We start from the raw sequence: 22827 nt of genomic DNA on the forward strand, positions 1-22827 counted from the left end.
ATGCTCCTCCGAACCCTGCCCTAGGGACCGAAACTTGCACGCGCCGCCACGCTTGGCAATGCCGGTCCGTCAACGAAAAAGTCCGCCGCCTCTCCTCAGGCAGCGGGCTTCCGAAGGGATGCGATCGGATCAGACGCCGCTCTGGCCGTCGGAGCCGATATAGGCGATGCGGATCATGTTGGTGGCGCCGGGCGTGCCGAGCGGCACACCGGCCGAGATGATGATGCGGTCACCCGGCTTGCCGAAGCCTTCGTCCGCGACGATCCGGCAGGCGCGGTTGACCATGTCGTCGAGATCGGTCGCGTCGTGGGTGACGACGCAATGCAGGCCCCAGACGACGGCAAGACGGCGCGCCGTCTTGATGATCGGCGACAGCGCCAGGATCGGCACCTGCGGACGCTCGCGCGAGGCACGAAGGCCTGTGGTGCCCGACGAGGTGTAACAGACAATCGCCGACAGCTTCAGCGTTTCGGCGATCTGACGGGCGGCCAGCGAGATCGCATCGGCACCGGTCGCTTCCGGCTGGGCACGCTGGGCATAGATGATACCGGGATAATGCGGCTCGCGCTCGATGGCGGTGGCAATCGACGCCATCGTCGTGACGGCTTCGACGGGATAATCGCCCGAGGCCGATTCGGCCGAGAGCATGACGGCATCCGCGCCTTCGAAGACGGCAGTCGCGACGTCGGATACTTCGGCGCGTGTCGGCACCGGCGCTGAGATCATCGATTCCAGCATCTGCGTGGCAACGACCACCGGCTTGCCCGAACGGCGGCAGGCACGGATCAGCTGCTTCTGGATGCCGGGAACCGATTCGAGCGGCATTTCGACGCCGAGATCGCCGCGGGCGACCATCAATGCGTCTGACAGTTCGATGATTTCCTCGATGCGCTCGAGAGCCTGCGGCTTTTCGATCTTCGACATCAGGCCGACGCGGCCGCGGGCGATCTTGCGCACTTCGGCAAGGTCGTCGGGACGCTGCACGAAGGAAAGCGCCACCCAGTCGACATCGTCGGTGGCAAGCACGGCGTCGAGATCGGCGCGGTCCTTGTCCGTCAGCGCGCCGACGCCGAGCAGCGTGTCGGGAAGGCTGACGCCCTTGCGGTCGGAGATGCGCGTGCCCGAAATAACAGTCGTGACGATGCTCTTGCCGTCGCATTTTTCTGCGCGCAGGGCGAGCTTGCCGTCATCGATCAGCAGACGGTGGCCGGGCTGTACCGACTCCAGTATCTCGGGGTGCGGCAGATAGACGCGGTTCTGGTCGCCGAGGGCTTCGTTGTTGTCGAGCGTGAAAGTCTGGCCGGGCTTCAGATCCACCTTGCCGTCGACGAACTTGCCGACACGCAGTTTCGGTCCCTGCAGGTCGGCGAGAATGCCGATCGGCCGGCCGGAGCGCGCCTCGACCGAGCGGATGCGCTGGATGAGCATACGCATCATGTCGTGGCTCGCATGGCTCATATTGATGCGGAAGACATCGGCACCAGCCTGGTGCAGCTTCTCGATCATCGATTCCTCGGAGGAGGCTGGCCCGAGGGTGGCGAGGATTTTAACTTTGCGATTACGCTTCATCAATTCTGGCTTTCTTGCGTCCCTGGGGTGTCGGAGAGTTGAACCATCCAGCTACCCTGGCGGCCCGTATCATATTCCTTGAATCCCATCTTCTGGTAACCGCGGGCATAACAATCCTGCACACCCGAGATCTTGAATTCATTTTCCGCCACGCACATCTGCACGTCACCCGTCCATCGTCCTCCCCGGGCGGCGTCCTCTGCGTAGAGGTAATAATAACGCGACTGCAATTCTCCCTCGATCAGCGTGGCGCAGGTCGTTGCCGGCACCTGCCACCAGCCCTCCGTCACCCAGCCATCCTTGGCCCGGTATCCGATCGCAACGCCGACGAGATTCTGTGTTCCGTTGCAGACGCGAAAATCGGCGCGTGCGGCATCTGCGATGAAAAACGGCATGGCGGCTGCAAGAGCGAACAGAGCGAAACGGACCAGCGGTCCGGACCGCGTGAGGAAACTTGGCGCGGCTTGGATCAACACGGCTCCCAAATAGCTCCACGGTTATTCGTATCCGTGTCTTCTTGCGCCGCCGTCAAGCGAAAGTCAACGCAATGCTAATCGATTATATTTCCTTTCATAACCACCGTCGAGGGTCCGACTCAACCTCTCCCCACCCTGCCGCGCTTGAACCTGCCGCAGGTGCATGCGATCACTGCGCCCGACGGCGCAATGACGAACTGCAATTCCCTGATGGACGACTTCCAATCCTTCGAAATCCTATCCGGCAAACATGACAAAGGCATGGTGATCCTCGCAGATCACGCGATGAACCGCCTTCCCGCGCGATATGGCCGGCTCGGACTGCCCGAGGCGGCCTTCGCCCGCCACATCGCCTATGACATCGGCATCGAGGGCCTGACGCGGCAGCTTTCGGAAAAACTCGGCGTTCCTGCCGTGCTCGGCGGCTTTTCGCGTCTGCTGATCGATCCGAATCGCGGTGAAGACGATCCGACACTGATCATGAAGATCTCCGACGGCGCCGTCATATCAGGCAATCATCCGATCACGCCGCAGGAATGGAACTACCGCATCGAAACCTTCCATCGCCCCTATCACGACGCTGTCGCCGCAACGATCGACAGCGTGGCGAATGCCACCGGCAGGGCACCGCTGGTGCTGTCACTGCACTCCTTCACGCCGGCCTGGAAAGGCATTCCCCGTCCCTGGCACGCTGCCGTGCTCTGGGATAGCGACCATCGCGCCGTCGGCCCGTTGCTCGACATGCTGCGCGCCGATCCCGATCTTACCGTTGGCGACAATGAACCCTATGACGGCGCGCTGAAGGGCGATACCATGTACCGCCATTGCATGATCACCGGCATTCCGCATGCGCTGCTCGAGGTGCGCCAGGACCTGATTGCAGGCGAGGCCGGCATTTTGGCATGGGCCGAACGCCTGTCGCCGATCTTTGCGGCGATGAATGCCGATCCCGCTTTGCACGGATACGACGTCCACCTGTCACGCACCGGCCCCTATTGAAAGAAAGGAAGCAAGATGACCGCGCTCAGCAAGGAACAACGGACCGAATTCGAAGCCGCCGCCTTCCGCCGCCTCGTCGCACATCTTCGCGAACGCAGCGACGTTCAGAACATCGATCTGATGAATCTGGCCGGCTTCTGCCGCAACTGCCTGTCGAATTGGTATCGCGAAGCCGCCGAGGCCGAAGGTGTCCCGGTTACCAGGGACGAATCGCGCGAAGTTGTCTATGGCATGTCCTATGAGGACTGGAAGAATCTTCACCAGAACGAGGCCTCGCCTGTGCAAAAGGCTGCTTTTGAACTGAACAACCCACACAAATAGCTTGGCTGGCCGCGAACAGGCTTGACCGTGACGCCGCTTCGCGGCAGTCACTGGCATCCAAAATTGATCACCGAAAAACCAGGAGAACACGATGTCTGATGCTCATGGCGTCGCCCGCGATCAGCTTCGCGCTTTCATCGAGCGCATTGAACGGCTGGAAGAAGAAAAGAAGACCATCGCCGACGACATCAAGGACGTCTATGGCGAGGCCAAGGGAATGGGCTTCGATACCAAGATCCTGAAGAAGGTCGTGGCGCTGCGCAAGAAGGACGAGCAGGAGCGCATGGAAGAGGAAGCAATCCTCGACACCTACCTGCTCGCGCTCGGCATGATCGAGTCGCCACCGGAAGGCTGATCCGCCGACATCGCCGATATCGCAAGCCGCCGGACCCTTCCGGCGGCTTTTCTTTCGCGAGCAAGGCGAACAGCCATCTCGCTCCATCGAAACAGCAAAAAGAAAACCGCCGGATTGCTCCGGCGGTTTTCAATATTCCATAATCGGCATGATTAGTTGTTGAACTTGCGCACTTCCATGAAGTTCACAGCCGTGCCGCTGAAGCGGGCCGGGTCGACCGAAGCGGTCTTAACGTTGAAGCCCTCGGCATAGACGGCGATCGGCTGGGCACGCATCGTCTGGCTGACGAACCGCGGCGCCTTGACCTGCTTGGAGGCCATTTCGAGGCGGGCATTGGTGAGCGCCCACTGCGAGATCATCTTTTCCGTCAGCTTCGGTTCGGTGCGCACCGTCGTACGGCTGGCACCCGCTGCCGCGGCTTCCTTATGCGTCGGGCGACCACCCTTGGCGGGAAGCCCCTGCGCCACGGCGCTTTCGACAGCCGGTTCGTCGAAGCCGTCGCCAAAGCTTGCCGATTTGGTCATCGGCGCCAATGCGGCGAGTTCGAGCGGCGGCTTTGCGGCAGGCGCCTTTTGCGTCATCGCGGCTTTGATCGCCTGCTCGACCGTCTGCGGCGGCGCATTCGACGCGATCTGGCTTTTCCCCTCGTTTCGCTGCTGGTCGAGCGCATCGGCAAGGGCAGGAGACAGCGCGTCCTGATCGGCTTCGTCGGCCTCTGCTTCCGGATCGGCATCGGCCGCGGCAAGAAGGTTCTCGGCAACGGCGGGGCGTTCGATCGGCGTCGGAACCGGCAGTGCATTCGCGCCTGTCAACATGGGATCGGCCAATGCAACCTCTGCGTCGCCAGGGGCGCGGCGCTGACCGAGAAGCGAGGGAACCGGAATACTGTATGCGCTGAGATCGGCGAACTGCTGCGGCTGGGCCTGATCGGCCGGAAGGGCCGCAGCAAGAGCCTGCTGTGCGGCATTACCCGAAGGCGGGGCTACGAGCGCGTTCGCCACTTCGCTGCTCGTCGGCTGATTGCTGAATGCCGGGCGAACCTGCGGCACCGGCGCGTTCAGATCGGCGACTTCGGTCTGCTGCGGCTCGGCAGGAGCGGGCTCGGCCTTCGGCAGCGTCGCCTTGGCAACGGCGACAGGCGTGGAATCGTCCGACTCGTCTTCCTGCTCGTCCGCTCCGCCGCCAAAGAGCGCGGCAAACAGCGTCTTGTGCTTCGGCGCCGCCGATTCGGAAGCGCTGGCGATCTGGATCTGCGGGCCACTGCCGCGGCGCTTATAGTCGGCCATCGCCTGCTGGTAGCCCGGCAGCGGCTTGCCGTCAGCCGGAATATGGATGGTGTTGCCGTTGGGGAAAAGCCTGACGAGTTCGTCGCGGCTCATCCGCGGCCAGGCGCGAACGCCGCCGACATCCATGTGCACGAAGGGCGAGCCCGATTTCGGATAGAAGCCGACGCCGCCGACCTGCATCTTCATGCCGATGGCGCGCAGCGTCGCGAGTTTGACGTCAGGAATGAAGAAATCCATCGCCTTGCCGAGCATATGCTGGCTCTTTTCGGCGACGCCGGATTTGCGCGAGCGGCCGCGCAGCATCTCGTTGGTCCCCGGCGAACGGAAACCGCAGACGACGTTGATGTAATCCCTCGAACCGCTCTGGCGATAGACTTCCCAGATCAGGTCGAACAGGCGCGGGTCCATCTTCGTCGGCTGGTTCTTGCGCCAGTCGCGCAGGAAGCGGTTCAGCTGCTCCAGACCCTTGGGGTCGAACTTGCCGTTCCGCTTGTAGGTGATGACGGCTTTTTCACCGGTATGAATGAAATAAAGCTTGAGGCTGCGGGTGTCGCCCGCTGCCTGCGAAGGCGTACCAACGAATACCGGTGAGGAAACCGCGAGCGCAAGAAGGGCGGCCGCTACCGTCCTTATTGCCTTTCCGCAAATGTCGGCGCACAACAAACGCCAGCTCAAGCGCGAAGGCTTGGAATTCCCATTCAGATTCGGCAACTCGATCCCCGTCAGACAGACAATGTCCCGTACTGTCTCAGATGACTGTCAAATGCGGTCACACGATGGCAAAAATGCCACACATGATCAACCTTTTCTTTACATAGTGAACGCGCCACTAACAAGTGGTTTATGACTAGTAACAAAACGTGGTTGCCTTAATCTTAATGAAAAGCGCTTAAGCCGCATCTTTCTGGGGATTGTCGGGGTCTATGCCGTAGTCCTTGAGCTTGCGATAAAGTGTGGATCGGCCGATGCCGAGCTTGCGCGCTACTTGACTCATCTGCCCGCGATAGAATTTGAGTGCGAATCGGATGAGCTCCTCCTCGACATCGGCAAGCTTGCGCACGTCTCCGGCAGGATTGACGCTGGCGATCGCGTTTTCCGGGGCCTCGGACAGGCGGTGGTGGTGCACCTCTCCCGACATCGACGCCCTGAAGTCCTCGCCATAGCCGTTGTCGGGATCGAGGCCGGTATTGTCGGCAACGAGGGCTAGGTGATCCACCACGTCATATTCCGGAAGCTGGGCGGCGATCTGCGGGAAATCAGCCTCGGTCAGCTCCGGCCCTTCGGCCAGGACGACTGCGCGGAAGATCGCGTTTTCGAGCTGGCGGATATTGCCCGGCCAGTCGTAGGCGGTCAGCAAAGCCAGCGTGCCGGCATTCACCGTCATGCGGCGGCCGTTCTTCTGCTCGCTGGAGAAGCGGTCGGCAAAGACGCGCACCAGATGCGGAATGTCTTCTTTGCGTTTGCGCAGCGCCGGAATGGTGATCGGGAAGACGTTGAGGCGATAGTAGAGATCCTCACGGAAATGGCCGTTCTTGACCTCCTCGATCAGATCCTTGTTGGTCGCAGAGATCAGCCGGACATTGACCTTGTGCGCGGTGCGCGCACCGACGGTCTCGATCTCGCCCTGCTGCACGGCACGCAGGAGCTTCACCTGCACCTCGAGCGGCAGATCGCCGATCTCGTCGAGGAAGATGGTGCCGCCGTCGGCTTCCATGAATTTGCCGATATGACGCTCGGTCGCGCCGGTAAACGCGCCCTTCTCGTGACCGAAGAGAATGCTCTCGACCAGATTATGCGGGATCGCCCCGCAATTGACCGTGACGAAGGGCTTGTTCGAGCGGTCGCCGCCGGACTGGATGGCGCGCGCCACCAATTCCTTGCCGACGCCGGATTCGCCTTCGAGCACGACGGGAATGTTGGACTGAGCCGCCCGCTGGGCGAGATCGATGACGCGGAGCATCGCCGGGCTTGCCGAGACGATGTCGTCGAAGCCGACCGAGCCTGAGCGCGACCGGCGTCCGGCCCGCGCCTTCACCTCGCGCTGGTCGAGCTTCATCGCGTTCGAGATCGAAGTGGCGATGCGTTCGGGCGAGACCGGCTTGACGACGAAATCGAAGGCGCCGGCGCGCATCGCCTGCACCACCGTCTCGATGCCGCCCTGCCCCGTCTGCACGATGACAGGGATCTGGGTGCCGAATTCGTGAAGGGCGTCGAGGAATTCGAGGCCGGTCATCTCCGGCATCATCAGGTCGAGCACGATGACGTTGAAAAGGCCGCTGTCGCGTTTGACCATTTCCAGGCCGATGCGGCCATTTTCCGCCTGGTGCACGACATGGCCGTGACGCTCGATTGCGTTCTTGAGCAGGCGGCGCTGCACGGGGTCGTCCTCGACCACGAGGATTTGCCCTGCTCCCTTGAGCTCATTGTAACCGGTCATTGTCGCCTCACTTCATGCGAAACCATAAAGCGCACTCTGACAGCAAGGCTTGAACATCCAGTTTTGAGAAACAATTGCATTTTAACGATTGCAACGGGTCGTTTTCGTGCCGAAGCGAGGCCCTTGATGCGCCGAAAACCCCTTGATGCCGGGCCTTCGCGCGCTTACAGCGCCGCGCCTCTTTTCAGACGCGCAAAGGAAGCTGTAACACTTTGAATCGACGCATCGCGCTTTCCGAAAATCGATTCCGATTTTCGGAACGATGCGGTAGACAATCAGACCTGTTATGAAAGTGGAGAGGAATTGCGCCCATGAAAATCAAGCTCCCGCACGCCGGCCTTCTTTTATCGGCAGCAGTGCCAGCTGGGGCCGCCGACCCGGCGCTCGGCGATCTGCCGGTCTGGAAGCTGCAGGATCTTTATCCCTCCGCCACCTCCACCGCCTTCGTCGCCGACATGGAAAAGGCCGGCAAGGCAGCGATCGCCTTTGAAGAAAAGTGGAAGGGCACACTCACTGAGGCGTCGGCGAAGACCGGCGCTGAGGGCATCGGCGCGGCGCTGAAGGAATATGAGGCGCTGGACGACATCATCGGCCGTCTCGGCTCCTTTGCCGGCCTCACTTATTTCTCCGACACCACCAATCCGACAAACGGCAAGCTCTACGGCGACGTACAGACCAAGATCACCGAATTTTCCGGCCATCTCCTGTTCTTCGCGCTGGAACTGAACCGCATCGACGACGCGGTGCTCGACGCCTGCATGGCGAATGATCCCGCAGCCGGACATTATCGCCCTTGGCTGCTCGACCTCAGGAAGGACAAGCCCTATCAGCTCGACGACAGGCTGGAACAGCTATTCCTCGAGAAGTCGATGACATCGGCCGCCGCCTTCAACCGCCTCTTCGACGAAACCATGGCGGAACTTCGCTACGACATCGATGGCGAGAAAGTGCCGCTCGAAGTGGCGCTGAACAAGCTGCAGGAAAAGGATCCGGAAGTGCGCCGCAAGGCAGCCATGGCGCTCGCCGAAACCTTCAAGGCGAATATCCGCACCTTTACGCTGATCACCAACACGCTTGCCAAGGACAAGGAGATCGCCGACCGCTGGCGCGGCTTCGAGGACATCGCCGACAGCCGACACCTGGCAAACCGCGTCGAGCGCGAGGTCGTCGATGCGCTGGCCGCTGCCGTCCGCGAAGCCTATCCTCGCCTTTCGCATCGCTATTACAAGATGAAGGCGAAATGGCTCGGCATGGAGCAGATGAATTTCTGGGACCGTAACGCACCGTTGCCGGAAACCTCCAGCGCCATCATCTCCTGGCCGGAGGCGAAGGACACTGTGCTTTCAGCCTACAGCAATTTCGCGCCCGAGATGGCTGATATCGCCAGGCGCTTCTTCGACGAACAGTGGATCGATGCTCCGGTTCGTGCCGGCAAGGCGCCCGGCGCCTTCGCGCATCCGACGGTTCCCTCGGCCCATCCCTATGTGCTCGTCAATTATATGGGCAAGCCGCGCGATGTGATGACTCTTGCCCATGAACTCGGGCACGGCGTGCATCAGGTTCTCGCCGGCGCGCAGGGAGCGCTAATGTGCCAGACGCCGCTGACGCTTGCCGAAACCGCTTCCGTGTTCGGCGAGATGCTGACCTTCCGCGCGCTTCTGCAAAAGACCACCGATACACGCGAGCGTAAGGCGATGCTCGCCCAGAAGGTCGAGGACATGATCAACACGGTCGTGCGCCAGATCGCCTTCTACGAATTCGAGCGCAAGCTGCACACCGCCCGCAAGGCCGGCGAACTCACAGCTGACGACATCGGCGAACTCTGGCTCTCCGTCCAATCGGAAAGCCTTGGGCCGGCGATCAGCATTTCCGAGGGATACGAGACCTATTGGGCCTATATCCCCCACTTCATCCACTCGCCCTTCTATGTCTACGCCTATGCCTTCGGCGATTGCCTGGTGAATTCGCTCTATGCCGTCTACCAGAAGGCCGAGAAGGGCTTCCAGGAGAAGTATTTCGAACTGCTGAGGGCCGGCGGCACCAAGCATCACTCGGAACTGCTGAAACCTTTCGGCCTCGACGCCACCGATCCGTCGTTCTGGAGCCAGGGCCTTTCGATGATCGAAGGGCTGATCGACGAACTGGAAGCGTTGGATAAGGGCTAGGCCCGGCCAAGACTTGAAACAAGCGGGGTCATGATCGGCATTGTAACGTTTGATCTACCAACCGCATTCTGCAACGTCTATGAGGAACCATGACGGCAGCCCCCTCTCCCTCATTCCTGTGCTTGTCACAGGAATCCAGCGCGCCCAAGTCCTTGGGTGCCGGAGACTTTTTATCTGTCGGAAATGAGTCATTCACAGCGCGGACGCGCCGTGGCTGGATTCCTGTGACAAGCACAGGAATGAGGGATGCGGGTATTGCTGCGGTCTCGGCCTGCAGCGAAACCACGAGCTTCGCATCGCCCGTCATTGCAGAGAACAAAACCGTCGCAAGCATCGGATAACCAGGCAAGATGCGGCGCAATCATGTCTGATCCCTACATTCTCTTCCGCGACGACGTGACCGGACAGGTGATGCTCTTTGCCGAGCCGGCGGAGATCATCATTGCCAGGACGCGCGCCGAGTTCTTTGCAGGCTTTGCCCGGATGGAGCAGGCCAAGGCCGCAGGCAAATGGCTTGCCGGTTACATGGCCTATGAGGCCGGATACCTCTTCGAGGAAAAACTTGCTCCCTTCGCCGGGGAACATCGGGAGACCCCGCTCATCTGTTTCGGCGTGTTCGACGCTCCGCAGGCCGATACGCATCCGCTTGCCCAGCCAAAACAGCGCCTCGAAAACGAGGAATTCCTCACCGCTCCGAAAGCCGCCTGGGATTTCCCTATATATAAAGAACGCTTCGACCGCCTCCACCAGCACCTGCGGCTCGGCGACGCCTATCAGGCAAACCTCACCATGCCGGTCGAGGCCCGCTGGAACGGGGATCCCAGTGCCGCCTTCTGGTCACTGATCGAACGCCAGCCGGTCAAATACGGCGCGCTGGTCGATCTCGGCGGCCCGATCATCCTTTCGCGTTCGCCCGAACTTTTCTTCCGCACCGATGACGAGGGCTGGATCGAAACCCATCCGATGAAGGGCACGGCGAAACGCGGCGCTACCACCGCCGAAGATGCCGAAATCATCGAGGCGATGCGCAGCGATATCAAGACGCAGGCGGAAAACCGCATGATCGTCGATCTCCTGCGCAACGATATCTCCCGCATCACCGAGGTCGGCACGCTCGACGTCCCGAAGCTCTTCGACATCGAGACATATCCGACCGTCCACCAGATGGTGAGCCATGTCCAAGCAAGGCTCCGCCCCGATCTTTCGATCCGCGACATCTTCTCCGCGCTGTTCCCCTGCGGTTCGATCACCGGCGCGCCGAAGATGCGGGCAATGGAAATCCTCCATGCGCTCGAGGATGTCCCGCGCGACGCCTATTGCGGGGCGATCGGCATGATCTCGCCCACCGGCGCCATGCGTTTTTCCGTCGCCATCCGCACCATCGCGCTTTTTCAGGGCGGCAGGGCCGTCTTCAATGTCGGCGGCGGCATCGTCTTCGATTCGACCGCCGAGGCCGAATATGAGGAATGCCTGCTCAAGGCCCGCTTCGCTGTCGGCGACCAATGGATTGCGCGATGATCGATTTTTCGCTGATCGAGACGCTGCGCTGGCAGCCCGGCGAAGGCTTCCTCCGGCTGCGGCTGCATCTCGCCCGGCTTTCCCGCTCCGCCCGTCGCCTTGGCTTCCCGCAACCGATCGAGGCGGCAGCCAAGCTCGACGAAGCCGTTGCGGGTGCAACCGGTCCGCTGCGCATCCGCCTGACCTTCGACGCGCAAGGCCGGATCGAGGTGACGCGCGCCGCTTTCGTGCCGCTCGCGCCCGATGCCATCTGGACCGTCCGTGTCGCCGACACCCGCCTGAATTCCGCCGACAGGCTGCTGCGCGTCAAGACCACGCGCCGTGCCGTCTACGAGGCCGCGCGCGCCGAATATAGGCCTGATGAAGCCGATGAGGTCATGCTTTTGAACGAACGTGGCGAAGTCTGCGAGGGCACCATCACCTCGATCTTCCTGGACGACGGAACCGGCATCCTGCGCACCCCGCCGATCTCCTGCGGCCTGCTCGCCGGCGTGCTGCGCACCGAACTCATCTGCCGGCGCCAGGCCCGCGTCGGCCGTATCACACTTGCCGATCTCGATGCCGGCACACTTTATATCGGCAATTCGCTACGCGGCCTGATCCGCGCAAACCTCGTCAGGAGCTGACCGTGTTCATTCTCTCGCTCACCTATGTGAAACCCGATGAAGCCGACAGCCACATGGAGCCGCATATGGCCTGGGTGAAGGAGGGTTATGCCAAGGGCTGGTTCCTCGCCTCAGGCCGCAAGGTGCCGCGCACCGGCGGCGTCATCCTCGCAATCGGCGATCGCACCGCAATCGGGGCCTATGTCGCCGCCGATCCCTTCATCATCCATGGCGTTGCCGAATACGACATCACCGAGCTTGCCGTAACGACCGCGGTCGAAGGACTGGAAATCCTGAAGGGCTGAATTTGCAGGAGCCGATCATGGATGATCTCGCAGCCCATCTGAAGGAGCTCGAAGAAAAACTCTTCGACCCGTCCGTTCGCGCCTCGCGGGAGATGCTGACTACGCTGCTCTCGCGCGATTTCCGTGAAATCGGCAGTTCCGGACGGCTCTATACCTTCGCCGTCATTGTGCCCAGTCTTTTGGCCGAGCAACGAACGGGAACGTCCCGCGGCGAGCATTTCGAAACCCAAAGACTTGCGGAGCACATCGCGCTCGTCACCTACCGCGCCATTTACACAGACACCGACGGAAGCGAAAGGCGGACGCTGCGCAGTTCCATCTGGCGGCTGGAAGAGGAGGGGCACTGGCGCATGCTCTTCCATCAGGGCACCGTCATCGGTTAAGCCAATCCATGCGGTCTGCCGATCCCCAGGACGGTTTCGCCGGCCCCTATCGCCACTCGATATTTGGTCTTTCCCCGTCAACGCTCTTTATTGTGACGTCGTTTTATGGTTAGAGCCGGTCACCTCGCACTCTCTGCGGCAATTTCAAAATAATTCTTCGGGCTGAACGCCTTCGTCCTCTTCCACAGGAGAAAAGAATGACGGAACAGAACTATCCGGTATATGCCGAAATTACCGGTCCGATCGTGATGATCGGCTTTGGCTCCATCGGTCGCGGCACCCTGCCCCTGATCGAGCGCCATTTCAAATTCGACAAGAGCCGGATGGTCGTCATCGACCCTCGTGAGGAACCCTCCGACATGGAGATCCTGAAGAAGCACGGCGTTCGCCACATCAAAGAATATGTCACCAAGGACAATTACAAGGAACTGCTGAAGCCGCTGCTGGCGGAAGGCGAGGGCCAGGGTTTCTGCGTCAACCTTTCGGTCGACACCTCCTCGCTCGACATCATCAAGCTCTGCCGCAAGCTCGACGTTCCCTATATCGACACCGTCGTCGAGCCTTGGCTCGGCTTCTATTTCGACAAGAGCATGAGCAATGCCGACCGCACCAACTATGCGCTGCGCGAAACCATGCGCAAGGAAAAGGCGAAGAATCCGGGCGGCGCCACCGCCGTGTCCACCTGCGGCGCCAATCCCGGCATGGTCTCTTGGTTCGTCAAGCAGGCGCTCGTCAATCTCGCCAACGACATCGGCCTCAAGTTCGAGGAACCGGACCAGCACGATCGCGAAGGCTGGGCAAAGCTGATGAAGAAGCTCGGCGTCAAGGGCATTCACATCGCCGAGCGCGACACCCAGCGCACCAAGCATCCGAAGCCGCTCAACGTCTTCTGGAATACCTGGTCCGTCGAAGGCTTCATCTCTGAAGGCCTGCAGCCGGCTGAACTCGGCTGGGGCACGCATGAAGAATGGATGCCGAAAAACGCCAAGAAGCATAAGAAGGGCAACAAAGCGGCGATCTACTTGGAGCAGCCGGGCGCCAACACCCGCGTGCGCACCTGGTGCCCGACGCCCGGCCCGCAATATGGCTTCCTCGTCACCCATAACGAATCGATCTCGATCGCCGATTTCTTCACGGTTCGCGACAAGGACGGCGAAGTAACCTTCCGCCCGACCTGCCACTATGCCTACCATCCGGCCAACGACGCCGTGCTCTCGCTGCACGAGATGTTCGGCAATGGCGGTACGCCGCAGCCGGTCCATCACGTTCTCGACGAGGACGAATTGGAGGATGGCATCGACGAACTCGGCGTCCTGCTCTACGGTCATGAGAAGAATGCCTACTGGTATGGCTCGCGACTGTCGCTGGAAGAAACACGCCGCATCGCGCCCTACCAGAACGCCACCGGCCTGCAGGTGACCTCCGCCGTCCTCGCCGGCATGGTCTGGGCGCTGGAAAACCCGAATGCCGGCATCGTCGAAGCCGACGAGATCGATTACAAGCGCTGCCTCGAAGTGCAGATGCCCTATCTCGGCCCGGTCGAAGGCCACTACACCGACTGGACCCCGCTCGACGGCCGCCCGGGCCTCTTCCCCGAGGATATCGACACCAAGGATCCCTGGCAGTTCAGGAACATTCTGGTTCGCTGAGATTGTCTGCACGGCTTTGACAATGCCCGCCTTGCGGCGGGCATTTTTGTAACGCCGGCTGTCTAAATGCCGCTCGCCACCCCACCAAGGCTTGCCTTCATGCCGGGCGCGCGCCATGTTTTGCCCGAACTTGGCGGCTGTCCGCCGCGCCGATTCGCCGGGAGAAGCCTTATGAACATCAGAACTGGTCTCGTTCTTGTCGGTGCAGCGGCCGCTCTCGCCGCTTGCGTTTCATCGGAGCCGCGTCGCCTGCCGGTTGCAACCGCGCCCGCCGCCACCGGCGTCGAAGGCAACTGGAGCGATCCGAACGGCATCGTTTCCACCTTCCAAGGCGGTACTTTCACCACCCGCACGACCGACAGCAACCAGCTTCTTGCCTCGGGCACCTATATCAATACCTCACCGACCCTGGTGGAGATCAACATGACTTCACTGGTGCGCAAGACGCAGTCCAAGGTCAATTGCGCCCTCGTCAACCCGAGCCAGCTCAATTGCACCTCCGATTCCGGCGCACAGTTTACGCTTACCCGCCGCGGCTGAAAGATGCGGCGATAGGCTAGAGCACACCATGCGGGCCGTCGCCTCTTAGCTCGTCCTGCTGCTTCCCATGCCCCTGCGGCACTTGCGGTCGTTTTTCCGACCAATGTCTATCGTGCCCAGGGTATCGCCGCTCCCGATTGCGACGGGCCGCTGCAGGTGCTGATCTTTGCCGTGCCGGCAGTACTGATCTATGGTGCAGGCGCGCTCCTTGCCTATCGGGCCGGCCGGCGCTTTCATCGCCTCGTTTCCCTTCTCTGCTTGATCATCGCGCTCGCCACGGTTCCGAATATTGCAGAGGCCGTAGACGAACTCTACCGAAACGCCGCCGACGGCGAATGCCTGGAATAAAGCCACCCGGCTTTTTTACCCTGCCCCCTTGGAAACCGGCCCGCCTGGCCCAGCTTTCTCTTGCGGTCGTGCATCGTCTGATGGAACATCCGCACGCCGGGAGACCGCCTCGGCGCACGATGAAAGGGATAGGCGAGGATCAGGGGGATCTTTCGCCTCAATCAGGAGAACAGGGATGACGAAGTCTTTCAGCTTCGGTCTTTTGACCGCGTCCATGCTGGCGCTGAGCACGGGCGCCGCCTTTGCGGATTACGAACTCAATATTCTTCATATCAACGATTTCCATTCGCGCATCGAATCGATCAACAAGTTCGACTCCACCTGCTCCGCCGAGGAGGAAGGCAAGAAGGAATGCTTCGGCGGTGCTGCCCGCCTGAAGATCGCGATCGACCAGCGCCGTCAGGCGCTATCCGGCAAGAACATCGTCCTCCTCAATGCCGGCGACAATTTCCAGGGCTCGCTCTTCTACACGACCTACAAAGGTGCGGCCGAAGCCGAATTCCTGAACCTGATGAAGTTCGACGCCATGACCGTCGGCAACCATGAATTCGACGACAGCGAGGACGGGCTCGCAACCTTCCTCGACAAGGTGCAGTTCCCTGTCGTGACGGCGAACGTCAAGGCGACCACCGCCTCCAAGCTCGGCGACCGCATCAAGCCGTCGCTGGTGCTCGATGTCGGCGGCCAGAAGATCGGCATCGTCGGCGCGGTCACCAATGATACGGCAGAGCTTTCCTCCCCCGGCCCGAACGTTACGATTGAAGATGACGTCCAGACCATCACGGCAGCCATTCAGGATCTGAAAGGCCAGGGCGTCAACAAGATCATCGCGCTCACCCATGTCGGCTATCCCCGCGATCTCGCCCTGATCGCCAAAATCCCGGATGTGGATATTGTCGTCGGCGGCCATTCGCACAGCCTGCTCTCGAATACCGATCCGAAGGCTGAAGGCCCCTACCCGACGATGGTCGACAATCCCGGCGGCTACAAGGTGCCGGTCGTCCAGGCTGCCTCCTACAGCAAGTATCTCGGCGATCTCGTCGTCAATTTCGACGATAGCGGCGTGGTCAAGGATGCCAAGGGCGATCCGATCCTGATCGATTCCACCTTCACGCCCGATCCCGCCGTCATTGCCCGCATTGCCGAACTGGCAAAGCCGATCGAGGAACTGCGCAAGAAGGTGATCGGCTCCTCCGAAAGTCCGATCGAAGGCGACCGCAAGGTCTGCCGCGTCAAGGAATGCTCGATGGGTAATCTGGTGGCCGACGCCATGCTCGATCGCACCAAGAACCAGGGCGTCACCATCGCCGTCCAGAACGGCGGTGGCCTACGCGCTTCGATCGACGGTGGCGAGGTCACCCAGGGTGAGGTCATCACCGTCCTGCCTTTCCAGAACACGCTCGCGACGTTTGAGCTGACCGGCGCAGACATCGTCAAAGCGCTCGAAAATGGTGTCAGCCAGATCGACCAGGGCGCCGGGCGCTTCCCGCAGGTCGCCGGCCTGAAATTCTCGTTCGACCAGTCGAAGCCCGTCGGCAGTCGCGTCGGCGATGTTCAGGTGAAGGAAGCCGACAGCTTCGCTCCGATCGACCCTGCCAAGACCTATAAAGTCGCCACCAACAACTTCATGCGGGCCGGCGGCGATGGCTATTCGATCTTCAAGGACGGCAAGAACGCCTATGATTACGGCCCGGACCTTGCCGACGTGACCGCCGAATATGTCGCAGCACATTCGCCCTACAAGCCCTACACGGACGGCCGCGTCACCGAACTGGCGCAGGCAGCGCCTGCTCCGGCTCCCTCTGCCGAACCCAGCCCTGCACCGGCTGCTCCCGCCCCATCCACCGAGCCGGCTCCCGCACCCGCTGCCCCGGCCCCAGCAGCACCGGCTCCCGCGCCGGCGGCACCTGCAGAACCGACTCCTGCACCCGCGGCACCGGCGCCAGCAGCACCCGCACCCGCCGCGGAACCGGCACCCGCACCGGCAGCCTCCACACCTGCCGCGACGACGCCTTCCACCCACGTCATCGCCGCGGGCGACACTTTCTGGGATCTTGCCGAGACCTTCTACGGCGACGGCACGCTGTGGCGGAAACTTTCGGAGGCCAATGGCAGTCCGAACCCGCGTCACCTGACGGTCGGCAAGGAGATCGAGGTCCCCGCCAAGTAAGACGATTTGTCTCGACGCCACTGGCCGGTCCGGGGTTTCCCGGGCCGGCTTTTCTTTCTATAGGGTGAACCACGATCTCCAGGCTGCGTATAAGCCGATGGGACAAAAGAGCGTTGGGGCCAGAATGACAGCAGATATTTCACTCCGCCCGGCGGATCATCCGCCCGTCAGGTCAGGCAAGGTCGGCGTCCTGCTGGTCAATCTCGGCACACCTGACGGCACCGACTACACCTCGATGCGCCGCTACCTCAGGGAATTCCTGACCGATCGCCGCGTCATCGAATGGTCGCCCTGGAAATGGTATCCAATCCTGTTCGGCATCGTGCTCAACACCCGCCCGCAGAAGGTCGGCAAGGCCTATGAGCTGATCTGGAACAAGGAGCGGAACGAAAGTTATCTCCGCACCTACACCCGCAATCAGTCGGAACTGATGGCTGAGCGCCTGAAGGATCTTGATAACGTCAAGGTCGACTGGGCGATGCGCTACGGCACACCGTCGATCGCCTCGCGCATCGACGCGCTGAAAGAAGAAGGCTGCGACCGTATCGTGCTCTTCCCGCTCTATCCGCAATATGCGGCGGCGACGACCGCCACCGTCAACGACAAAGCCTTTCAGAAGCTGCTCTCGATGCGCTGGCAGCCGGCGCTGCGCACCGTTCCCGCCTATCATGACGACGAGACCTATATCGAGGCGCTCGCCGCGTCGGTCGAAAGGCATCTTTCGACCCTCGACTGGAAGCCCGAGATGCTGCTTGCCTCCTTCCACGGCATTCCGATGTCCTATTTCAAGCAGGGCGATCCCTACTACTGTCAATGCCAGAAGACCGGCCGGCTGCTGCGCGAGCGGCTCGGGCTCACCAAGGAAAACTTCATGGTCACCTTCCAGTCCCGCTTCGGGCCGGAGGAATGGCTGCAACCCTACACCGACAAGACGGTGGAGAAGCTCGCCAGGGACGGCGTCAAGCGCATGGCCGTCATCAATCCCGGTTTCGTCTCCGACTGTCTCGAGACTCTGGAGGAGATCGCCGAACAGGCCGCCCATTCCTTTCACGAGAATGGCGGCGAGAAATTCGCGCATATTCCCTGCCTCAACGACGGCGAGGACGGCATGAAGGTGTTGGAAAAGGTCGTCCGCCGCGAATTGCAGGGCTGGATCTGAGAAACTTTTTCAGAAAGCGGCGCCGCGCGGATAGCTGGCGAAGGCCCGGATAACTCAACCGAGATGAAACCTCCCTCTCATGCGGGTGTGTGGCATCCGTGTGGCATTTCTTCCTCGCAAAGAACATGCTACCCCACCACATCAGTGTATGGGCGCATGCGCCGATAGGAGGAATTATTCATGCTGTTCGGCGGCTTCGACATCGTCGTGATCGTGCTGGTCATCTTCGTCATCCTGGTGCTCTTTGCCGGGATCAAGACCGTGCCGCAGGGCTACCGCTATACGATCGAGCGCTTCGGGCGTTATACCCGCACGCTGGAGCCGGGCCTCAACCTCATCACCCCCTTTATCGAGCGCGTCGGCGCCAAGTTGAACGTGATGGAGCAGGTGCTGAACGTGCCGACCCAGGAGGTGATCACCAAGGATAATGCCTCGGTTTCGGCCGATGCCGTCTCCTTCTACCAGGTGCTGAACGCCGCCCAGGCTGCCTATCAGGTTTCCAACCTCGAAAATGCCATCCTCAATCTCACCATGACCAACATCCGCTCGGTCATGGGATCGATGGATCTCGACGAACTGCTCTCCAACCGCGATGCGATCAACGACCGGCTGCTGCGCGTCGTCGACGAGGCCGTGCATCCTTGGGGCATCAAGGTCACCCGCGTCGAGATCAAGGACATCCAGCCGCCGCGCGACCTCGTCGATGCGATGGCCCGCCAGATGAAGGCCGAGCGCGAGAAGCGCGCCCAGGTGCTGGAAGCCGAGGGATCGCGCAATGCACAGATCTTGAGAGCCGAAGGCGCCAAACAGTCCGCCATCCTGCAGGCCGAAGGCCAGCGCGAGGCCGCCTTCCGCAACGCCGAAGCCCGCGAACGTCTGGCCGAGGCCGAAGCCAAGGCGACGAAGATGGTCTCTGAAGCGATTGCCGCCGGCGACATCCAGGCGATCAACTATTTCGTCGCCCAGAAATACACCGAGGCTCTGACCTCGATCGGTTCGGCGCCCAATTCCAAGATCGTGATGATGCCGATGGAAGCCTCTTCCATCCTGAGCTCGCTCGGTGGTATCGGCGCCATTGCCCGCGAAGTCTTCGGCGATGCCGGCAACAGCCCGTCAACGCCGCTGCCGGTACCGCCGCGTCCGCGTCCCGCTCCGGCGCGCTCGACGCCGCCGATCAATCCGTCGACCCCCAATCCTTTCAATCCCGAGCAGGAGCGCTAAGCCATGCTGGCGAAGATCGTCGCCGAACTCGGTCCATGGAGCTGGTGGGTCGCGGGCCTCGTGCTGCTCGCCGCGGAAATGATCGTTCCCGGCTTCTTCCTGGTCTGGATCGGCCTTGCTGCCTTGATCGTCGGCGCGCTGTCGCTGCTCTTCTGGGACAGCGCCTTCTGGGTCTGGGAGTTGCAGGCGATCCTTTTTGCGCTTCTCGCCGTTGCCACGACCTTCGCCGGCCGCCGGCTGACGCTGCGCAATGCGACGACCGACGAGCCCTTCCTCAATCAGCGCGGCGCCAGCCTCGTCGGCCGCACAGCGACGCTGCACGAACCGATCCGTGAGGGCCGCGGCCGAATCCGACTCGACGATACGCTGTGGCAGGTGATGGGACCTGACCTGCCCGTGGGAACACAGGTGAAGGTGGTTTCGAGCAACGGCCGCGACCTGACGGTGGAACCCGTCTGATCAAACGAGCCTGATCAGGCGACGCCGATCCGTAGCAGGTCGTGGAAATGCACCAGCCCGACAGGCCGGCGGTCGTCGTCGATGACGATCAGCGCGCCGATGTGATGCTGGTTGAGCAGCGCTAGGGCCGCGGTCGCCAGCACCGTCGGCTTCACCGTCTTCGGCGTCCGCGTCATGATGTCGTCGACGGTAAGCTCGGCAAGATTGCGCGTCAGGTTGCGCGCCATGTCGCCTTCGGTGACGATACCGCAGAGCCGCCCATCCTCATCAAGCACGCCGACGCAGCCGAAATGCTTGCGCGACAGCACCGTGATCGCATCCGGCATCGGTGTACCCGTGGCAACGAGCGGCAGCCGCTCGCCTGTATGCATGACATCGGCGACATGCATCAGGCTCGCGCCCAGCTTGCCGCCGGGATGGAAGACGTGGAAATCCGTGGCGGTAAAGCCGCGCGCCTCCAACAGCGCCACCGCCAGCGCGTCGCCGATCGCAAGCTGCATCAGCGTCGAGGTCGTCGGCGCCAGCCCATTGGGGCAGGCCTCCTGTTCGTTCGGCATCAGAAGGATGATATCGGCGGCGGCCGCGAGCGAGGAACCTTCGCTACAGGTGATCGCGATCAGCGGAATGGAGAAGCGCCGCGTGAAAGAAATGATGCTCTTGAGCTCGGCGCTCTCGCCGCCCTTGGAAATCGCCAGCACGACGTCGTCGCGCGCGATCATCCCGAGATCGCCGTGATTGGCCTCCGCCGCATGCACGAAAAAGGCAGGTGTCCCGGTTGAGGCGAATGTCGCCGCGAGCTTGGCGCCGATATGCCCGCTCTTGCCGACGCCGGTGACGATAACGCGGCCGGAGATGTCGCCGATGACTTCGACGGCCCGTGTGAACGGGCCGGCCAATCCATTGTCAAAAGCCTGTTCGAGCGCTTCAAGACCGCGTCTTTCGGTCTCTATCGTGCGTTTTGCCGATTCGAGCACGCTGTTTTCAACGAGGTTGATCGCTCTTCTGTTCATGAAATTGCGTTAGACCTTTTCACTTTCCAAGTCCACCCCGCACTCTTTCCGAATTGTGAAGAGCGCCCGCCGCCGGCAACGAATGGTTAACCACAAGGCTTTACCTTTGGGTAAGAACCGAAAGCATGTCAGGCGCGAATTGCATGGGCCAGCCAAAACAGACGAGCAGTGTGACGCCGCTCCGCGCCATGAGCCGTGCCGTCTCTTTTGCCGTGCTTGGTAGCATGCTTCTCAGCCAGACGGCAGCCTTCGCGCAATCCGCCTCGACACAGCCAGCAAACAGCCGCTCCCCCGCCTCTCAGGATTACCGCGCCACCAACAATGCCACATCCGCCACCGGTTTCGATGACGAGACCGGCGATACCACCACTCCTGAGGCAAACGGCACGACTGCGACCGCGGACGATGCCCAGCAGCGGCCCGCCATACCGGATGCACAGGCCGGCGACGACATTACCGGCTCCATCCTCGACGAGGACATACGCCGGCTGAACACCCGCGAGGCGCCGATCGACGAGACGCTGCCGCGCCGCAGGGCTGCCGAGAGCGCCTCGACAGAGGAAACGCCAGGAATTCCGATCGGCACTTTTGTGCTCCGTCCGAGCGTCACCCAGAGCATCAACACCGAGACCACCAAGGACGGCAATACCAGGCAGCGGCGCGCCTTCCTCGAAACGGATGCGGCAGCGACACTGACGTCCGACTGGGGTCGGCACCAGCTCACCGTGACCTCGGAAGGCGCCTGGCAGAGGAATATCAGCGGCGAGGGCGAGGAGCAGCCTTCCTTTAAAGTCGACGGCGATCTCAGGCTGGATCTTGCCGACGAGACTGTCGCGCACCTCACCGCCGGTTATAATTTCTATCGCGAGGATACGGACGATCCCGACGCCATCGCCGACGCCGCGCAGCAGTCGGACGTTCAGGAATTTTCGGCAGGCGCCTCCGTCCAACGCGATTTCGGCATCCTGCGCGGCACGACGGCACTGGCACTGACCCGCTCGATCTATTCGGATGCCAAGCTTGCCAACGGCACCACCGTCGCTCTCAGCGACCGTAACCAGACGACGGGCACGCTGCGCGGCCGCGTCGGCTACGAGCTGTCCCCCGCGCTCATTCCCTTTATCGAGGCAACAATCGGCCGTTCGGTCTATGATGAAACACGCGATTCTGCCGGTTACGAGCGTTCCGGCCATAGCTATGGCGCCAAGGCAGGCGTCGAGGTCGATCTCGGCGAAAAGCTGAAGGGTGAAGTCGGCGTCGGCTACGAGATGGCGGATTTCGAAGACAGCCGCCTGTCCTCGATCGATACCGCCACGCTTGATGCGAGCCTGCTCTGGTCGCCGATCCGCGGCACCGATGTCAATCTCGACCTGCAGACAAGCATCCAACCCTCGACCACGGCAGGCGAAAGCGGCTACGTCTCGCACGCGCTGACGACGACGGTCACCCACCAGCTGCGCGACAACCTGGTCGGGACGATGATCGGCGGGGTCATATGGCGCGATTATCCCACGGACAGCACCATCAACGACGAGCTCGTCTATACCGCCGCGACTGGCCTAACCTGGAACATCAACCGCTATCTCGATCTGACCAGCACGCTCGGCTACGAGCTGACGACGCGCAAGGAAGGCACCGATTCGCAGCAATGGCGAGCCGGCGTCGGTCTCAAGCTGAAACGCTAGCCCGCATCTCTCACAGCGCCTGTGGCGTTGGTTGACGTTGGGCTGTTGGCGGCGGTCGGGGCTGGGCTCCCCGCCGAAGACGCGGGCGGTCGTCACCGCGATGTTGGGCGTTTTGTCTGGTCCGGCGATGTATCCTCTGTCGTTGGCGGGAAGGGCTCGGGTCCGGC

Annotated in this window: 20 protein-coding genes and 1 pseudogene; 16 read left to right on the forward strand and 5 right to left on the reverse strand. The window is 61.7% G+C overall.

Annotated elements, in window-relative coordinates:
• Positions 1 to 129 precede the first annotated feature (129 nt).
• The gene (gene pyk / locus BA011_RS16370; RefSeq protein ID WP_003542849.1) at positions 130 to 1569 is read right to left on the reverse strand and encodes a pyruvate kinase; all 1440 of its coding nucleotides are present in this window, start codon (positions 1567 to 1569) and stop codon (positions 130 to 132) included.
• Positions 1569 to 2054, reverse strand: coding sequence for a DUF1036 domain-containing protein (locus BA011_RS16375; RefSeq protein ID WP_085996077.1), 486 nt, complete (start codon positions 2052 to 2054; stop codon positions 1569 to 1571). Before BA011_RS16375 ends, pyk begins: the two co-directional genes overlap by 1 nt.
• Positions 2055 to 2255: 201 nt before the next feature.
• Between BA011_RS16375 and BA011_RS16380 the strand changes: the two genes are divergently transcribed.
• The 3 genes from BA011_RS16380 (at position 2256) to BA011_RS16390 (ending at position 3720) form a co-directional block, all read left to right on the forward strand.
• Positions 2256 to 3044 (forward strand): N-formylglutamate amidohydrolase, encoded by a 789-nt coding sequence (locus tag BA011_RS16380; protein ID WP_065282568.1) that lies wholly within the window; start codon positions 2256 to 2258, stop codon positions 3042 to 3044.
• A 15-nt stretch (positions 3045 to 3059) separates the two neighbouring features.
• Entirely contained in the window at positions 3060 to 3365 is a 306-nt protein-coding gene (locus BA011_RS16385; protein ID WP_065281232.1) for a DUF1244 domain-containing protein, read from the forward strand.
• Between the two features lie 91 nt (positions 3366 to 3456).
• Positions 3457 to 3720, forward strand: a complete 264-nt coding sequence (locus tag BA011_RS16390; protein ID WP_003542853.1) for a DUF2312 domain-containing protein — start codon at positions 3457 to 3459, stop codon at positions 3718 to 3720.
• 152 nt (positions 3721 to 3872) lie between these two features.
• On the opposite strand, the gene BA011_RS16395 is transcribed toward BA011_RS16390, so the two are convergent.
• Both BA011_RS16395 and BA011_RS16400 read right to left on the reverse strand, forming a co-directional pair.
• Positions 3873 to 5717, reverse strand: a complete 1845-nt coding sequence (locus BA011_RS16395) for a DUF882 domain-containing protein (RefSeq protein WP_065281233.1) — start codon at positions 5715 to 5717, stop codon at positions 3873 to 3875.
• Between the two features lie 178 nt (positions 5718 to 5895).
• Complete coding sequence (locus tag BA011_RS16400; protein ID WP_065281234.1) at positions 5896 to 7443, reverse strand: sigma-54-dependent transcriptional regulator; 1548 nt, start codon at positions 7441 to 7443, stop codon at positions 5896 to 5898.
• A gap of 311 nt (positions 7444 to 7754) precedes the next feature.
• Between BA011_RS16400 and BA011_RS16405 the strand changes: the two genes are divergently transcribed.
• The 12 genes and pseudogenes from BA011_RS16405 to BA011_RS16460 all read left to right on the forward strand — a co-directional run bounded on the left by BA011_RS16405 (position 7755) and on the right by BA011_RS16460 (position 19965).
• On the forward strand, positions 7755 to 9608 hold the full coding sequence (locus BA011_RS16405; protein ID WP_065281235.1) for a M3 family oligoendopeptidase: 1854 nt from the start codon (positions 7755 to 7757) through the stop codon (positions 9606 to 9608).
• A gap of 363 nt (positions 9609 to 9971) precedes the next feature.
• Positions 9972 to 11126 carry an aminodeoxychorismate synthase component I gene (locus BA011_RS16410; protein WP_065281236.1) on the forward strand — a complete coding sequence of 385 codons (1155 nt, stop codon included), beginning with the start codon at positions 9972 to 9974 and terminating at the stop codon, positions 11124 to 11126.
• Positions 11123 to 11752 carry an aminotransferase class IV family protein gene (locus tag BA011_RS16415; RefSeq protein ID WP_065282569.1) on the forward strand — a complete coding sequence of 210 codons (630 nt, stop codon included), beginning with the start codon at positions 11123 to 11125 and terminating at the stop codon, positions 11750 to 11752. The genes BA011_RS16410 and BA011_RS16415 overlap by 4 nt, the downstream gene beginning before the upstream one ends.
• A 2-nt stretch (positions 11753 to 11754) precedes the next feature.
• Entirely contained in the window at positions 11755 to 12036 is a 282-nt protein-coding gene (locus tag BA011_RS16420) for a YciI family protein (RefSeq protein ID WP_065281237.1), read from the forward strand.
• A 17-nt stretch (positions 12037 to 12053) separates the two neighbouring features.
• A complete protein-coding gene (locus BA011_RS16425) occupies positions 12054 to 12419 on the forward strand; it encodes a DUF4440 domain-containing protein (RefSeq protein ID WP_065282570.1) in 366 nt (121 codons plus the stop codon).
• A 197-nt stretch (positions 12420 to 12616) separates the two neighbouring features.
• Positions 12617 to 14068, forward strand: a complete 1452-nt coding sequence (locus BA011_RS16430) for a homospermidine synthase (RefSeq protein ID WP_065281238.1) — start codon at positions 12617 to 12619, stop codon at positions 14066 to 14068.
• Between the two features lie 171 nt (positions 14069 to 14239).
• A complete protein-coding gene (gene omp10 / locus BA011_RS16435; protein ID WP_065281239.1) occupies positions 14240 to 14608 on the forward strand; it encodes an outer membrane lipoprotein Omp10 in 369 nt (122 codons plus the stop codon).
• 67 nt (positions 14609 to 14675) lie between these two features.
• A pseudogene (locus BA011_RS16440) lies at positions 14676 to 14956 on the forward strand (hypothetical protein).
• 175 nt (positions 14957 to 15131) lie between these two features.
• Positions 15132 to 17126 (forward strand): bifunctional metallophosphatase/5'-nucleotidase, encoded by a 1995-nt coding sequence (locus BA011_RS16445; RefSeq protein ID WP_065281240.1) that lies wholly within the window; start codon positions 15132 to 15134, stop codon positions 17124 to 17126.
• 124 nt (positions 17127 to 17250) lie between these two features.
• Positions 17251 to 18285: a ferrochelatase gene (gene hemH, locus BA011_RS16450; RefSeq protein ID WP_065281241.1), complete on the forward strand. Its 1035-nt coding sequence runs from the start codon at positions 17251 to 17253 to the stop codon at positions 18283 to 18285.
• A gap of 180 nt (positions 18286 to 18465) precedes the next feature.
• Complete coding sequence (locus tag BA011_RS16455; RefSeq protein ID WP_011653489.1) at positions 18466 to 19506, forward strand: SPFH domain-containing protein; 1041 nt, start codon at positions 18466 to 18468, stop codon at positions 19504 to 19506.
• Between the two features lie 3 nt (positions 19507 to 19509).
• Positions 19510 to 19965, forward strand: coding sequence for an NfeD family protein (locus tag BA011_RS16460; RefSeq protein ID WP_003542867.1), 456 nt, complete (start codon positions 19510 to 19512; stop codon positions 19963 to 19965).
• Positions 19966 to 19979: 14 nt separating this feature from the next.
• On the opposite strand, the gene BA011_RS16465 is transcribed toward BA011_RS16460, so the two are convergent.
• Positions 19980 to 20975 carry a KpsF/GutQ family sugar-phosphate isomerase gene (locus BA011_RS16465; RefSeq protein WP_062941546.1) on the reverse strand — a complete coding sequence of 332 codons (996 nt, stop codon included), beginning with the start codon at positions 20973 to 20975 and terminating at the stop codon, positions 19980 to 19982.
• A 143-nt stretch (positions 20976 to 21118) separates the two neighbouring features.
• Between BA011_RS16465 and BA011_RS16470 the strand changes: the two genes are divergently transcribed.
• Complete coding sequence (locus tag BA011_RS16470) at positions 21119 to 22660, forward strand: outer membrane beta-barrel protein (protein ID WP_065281242.1); 1542 nt, start codon at positions 21119 to 21121, stop codon at positions 22658 to 22660.
• The last annotated feature ends 167 nt before the right edge of the window (positions 22661 to 22827 follow it).

This window comes from Rhizobium leguminosarum, assembly GCF_001679785.1.
GTDB classification, from domain to species: domain Bacteria; phylum Pseudomonadota; class Alphaproteobacteria; order Rhizobiales; family Rhizobiaceae; genus Rhizobium; species Rhizobium leguminosarum_R.

What these genes read in the sequence shown, in the direction of transcription:
- BA011_RS16415 (WP_065282569.1), top strand. Translation starts at nt 11,123, where the DNA reads ATGATCGATTTTTCGCTGATCGAGACGCTGCGCTGGCAGCCCGGCGAA.
- BA011_RS16405 (WP_065281235.1), top strand. Translation starts at nt 7,755, where the DNA reads ATGAAAATCAAGCTCCCGCACGCCGGCCTTCTTTTATCGGCAGCAGTG.
- BA011_RS16445 (WP_065281240.1), top strand. Translation starts at nt 15,132, where the DNA reads ATGACGAAGTCTTTCAGCTTCGGTCTTTTGACCGCGTCCATGCTGGCG.
- BA011_RS16460 (WP_003542867.1), top strand. Translation starts at nt 19,510, where the DNA reads ATGCTGGCGAAGATCGTCGCCGAACTCGGTCCATGGAGCTGGTGGGTC.
- omp10 (WP_065281239.1), top strand. Translation starts at nt 14,240, where the DNA reads ATGAACATCAGAACTGGTCTCGTTCTTGTCGGTGCAGCGGCCGCTCTC.
- BA011_RS16400 (WP_065281234.1), bottom strand. Translation starts at nt 7,443, where the DNA reads ATGACCGGTTACAATGAGCTCAAGGGAGCAGGGCAAATCCTCGTGGTC.
- BA011_RS16425 (WP_065282570.1), top strand. Translation starts at nt 12,054, where the DNA reads ATGGATGATCTCGCAGCCCATCTGAAGGAGCTCGAAGAAAAACTCTTC.
- BA011_RS16385 (WP_065281232.1), top strand. Translation starts at nt 3,060, where the DNA reads ATGACCGCGCTCAGCAAGGAACAACGGACCGAATTCGAAGCCGCCGCC.
- BA011_RS16470 (WP_065281242.1), top strand. Translation starts at nt 21,119, where the DNA reads ATGGGCCAGCCAAAACAGACGAGCAGTGTGACGCCGCTCCGCGCCATG.
- BA011_RS16390 (WP_003542853.1), top strand. Translation starts at nt 3,457, where the DNA reads ATGTCTGATGCTCATGGCGTCGCCCGCGATCAGCTTCGCGCTTTCATC.
- BA011_RS16465 (WP_062941546.1), bottom strand. Translation starts at nt 20,975, where the DNA reads ATGAACAGAAGAGCGATCAACCTCGTTGAAAACAGCGTGCTCGAATCG.
- BA011_RS16410 (WP_065281236.1), top strand. Translation starts at nt 9,972, where the DNA reads ATGTCTGATCCCTACATTCTCTTCCGCGACGACGTGACCGGACAGGTG.
- BA011_RS16455 (WP_011653489.1), top strand. Translation starts at nt 18,466, where the DNA reads ATGCTGTTCGGCGGCTTCGACATCGTCGTGATCGTGCTGGTCATCTTC.
- pyk (WP_003542849.1), bottom strand. Translation starts at nt 1,569, where the DNA reads ATGAAGCGTAATCGCAAAGTTAAAATCCTCGCCACCCTCGGGCCAGCC.
- hemH (WP_065281241.1), top strand. Translation starts at nt 17,251, where the DNA reads ATGACAGCAGATATTTCACTCCGCCCGGCGGATCATCCGCCCGTCAGG.
- BA011_RS16430 (WP_065281238.1), top strand. Translation starts at nt 12,617, where the DNA reads ATGACGGAACAGAACTATCCGGTATATGCCGAAATTACCGGTCCGATC.
- BA011_RS16380 (WP_065282568.1), top strand. Translation starts at nt 2,256, where the DNA reads ATGGACGACTTCCAATCCTTCGAAATCCTATCCGGCAAACATGACAAA.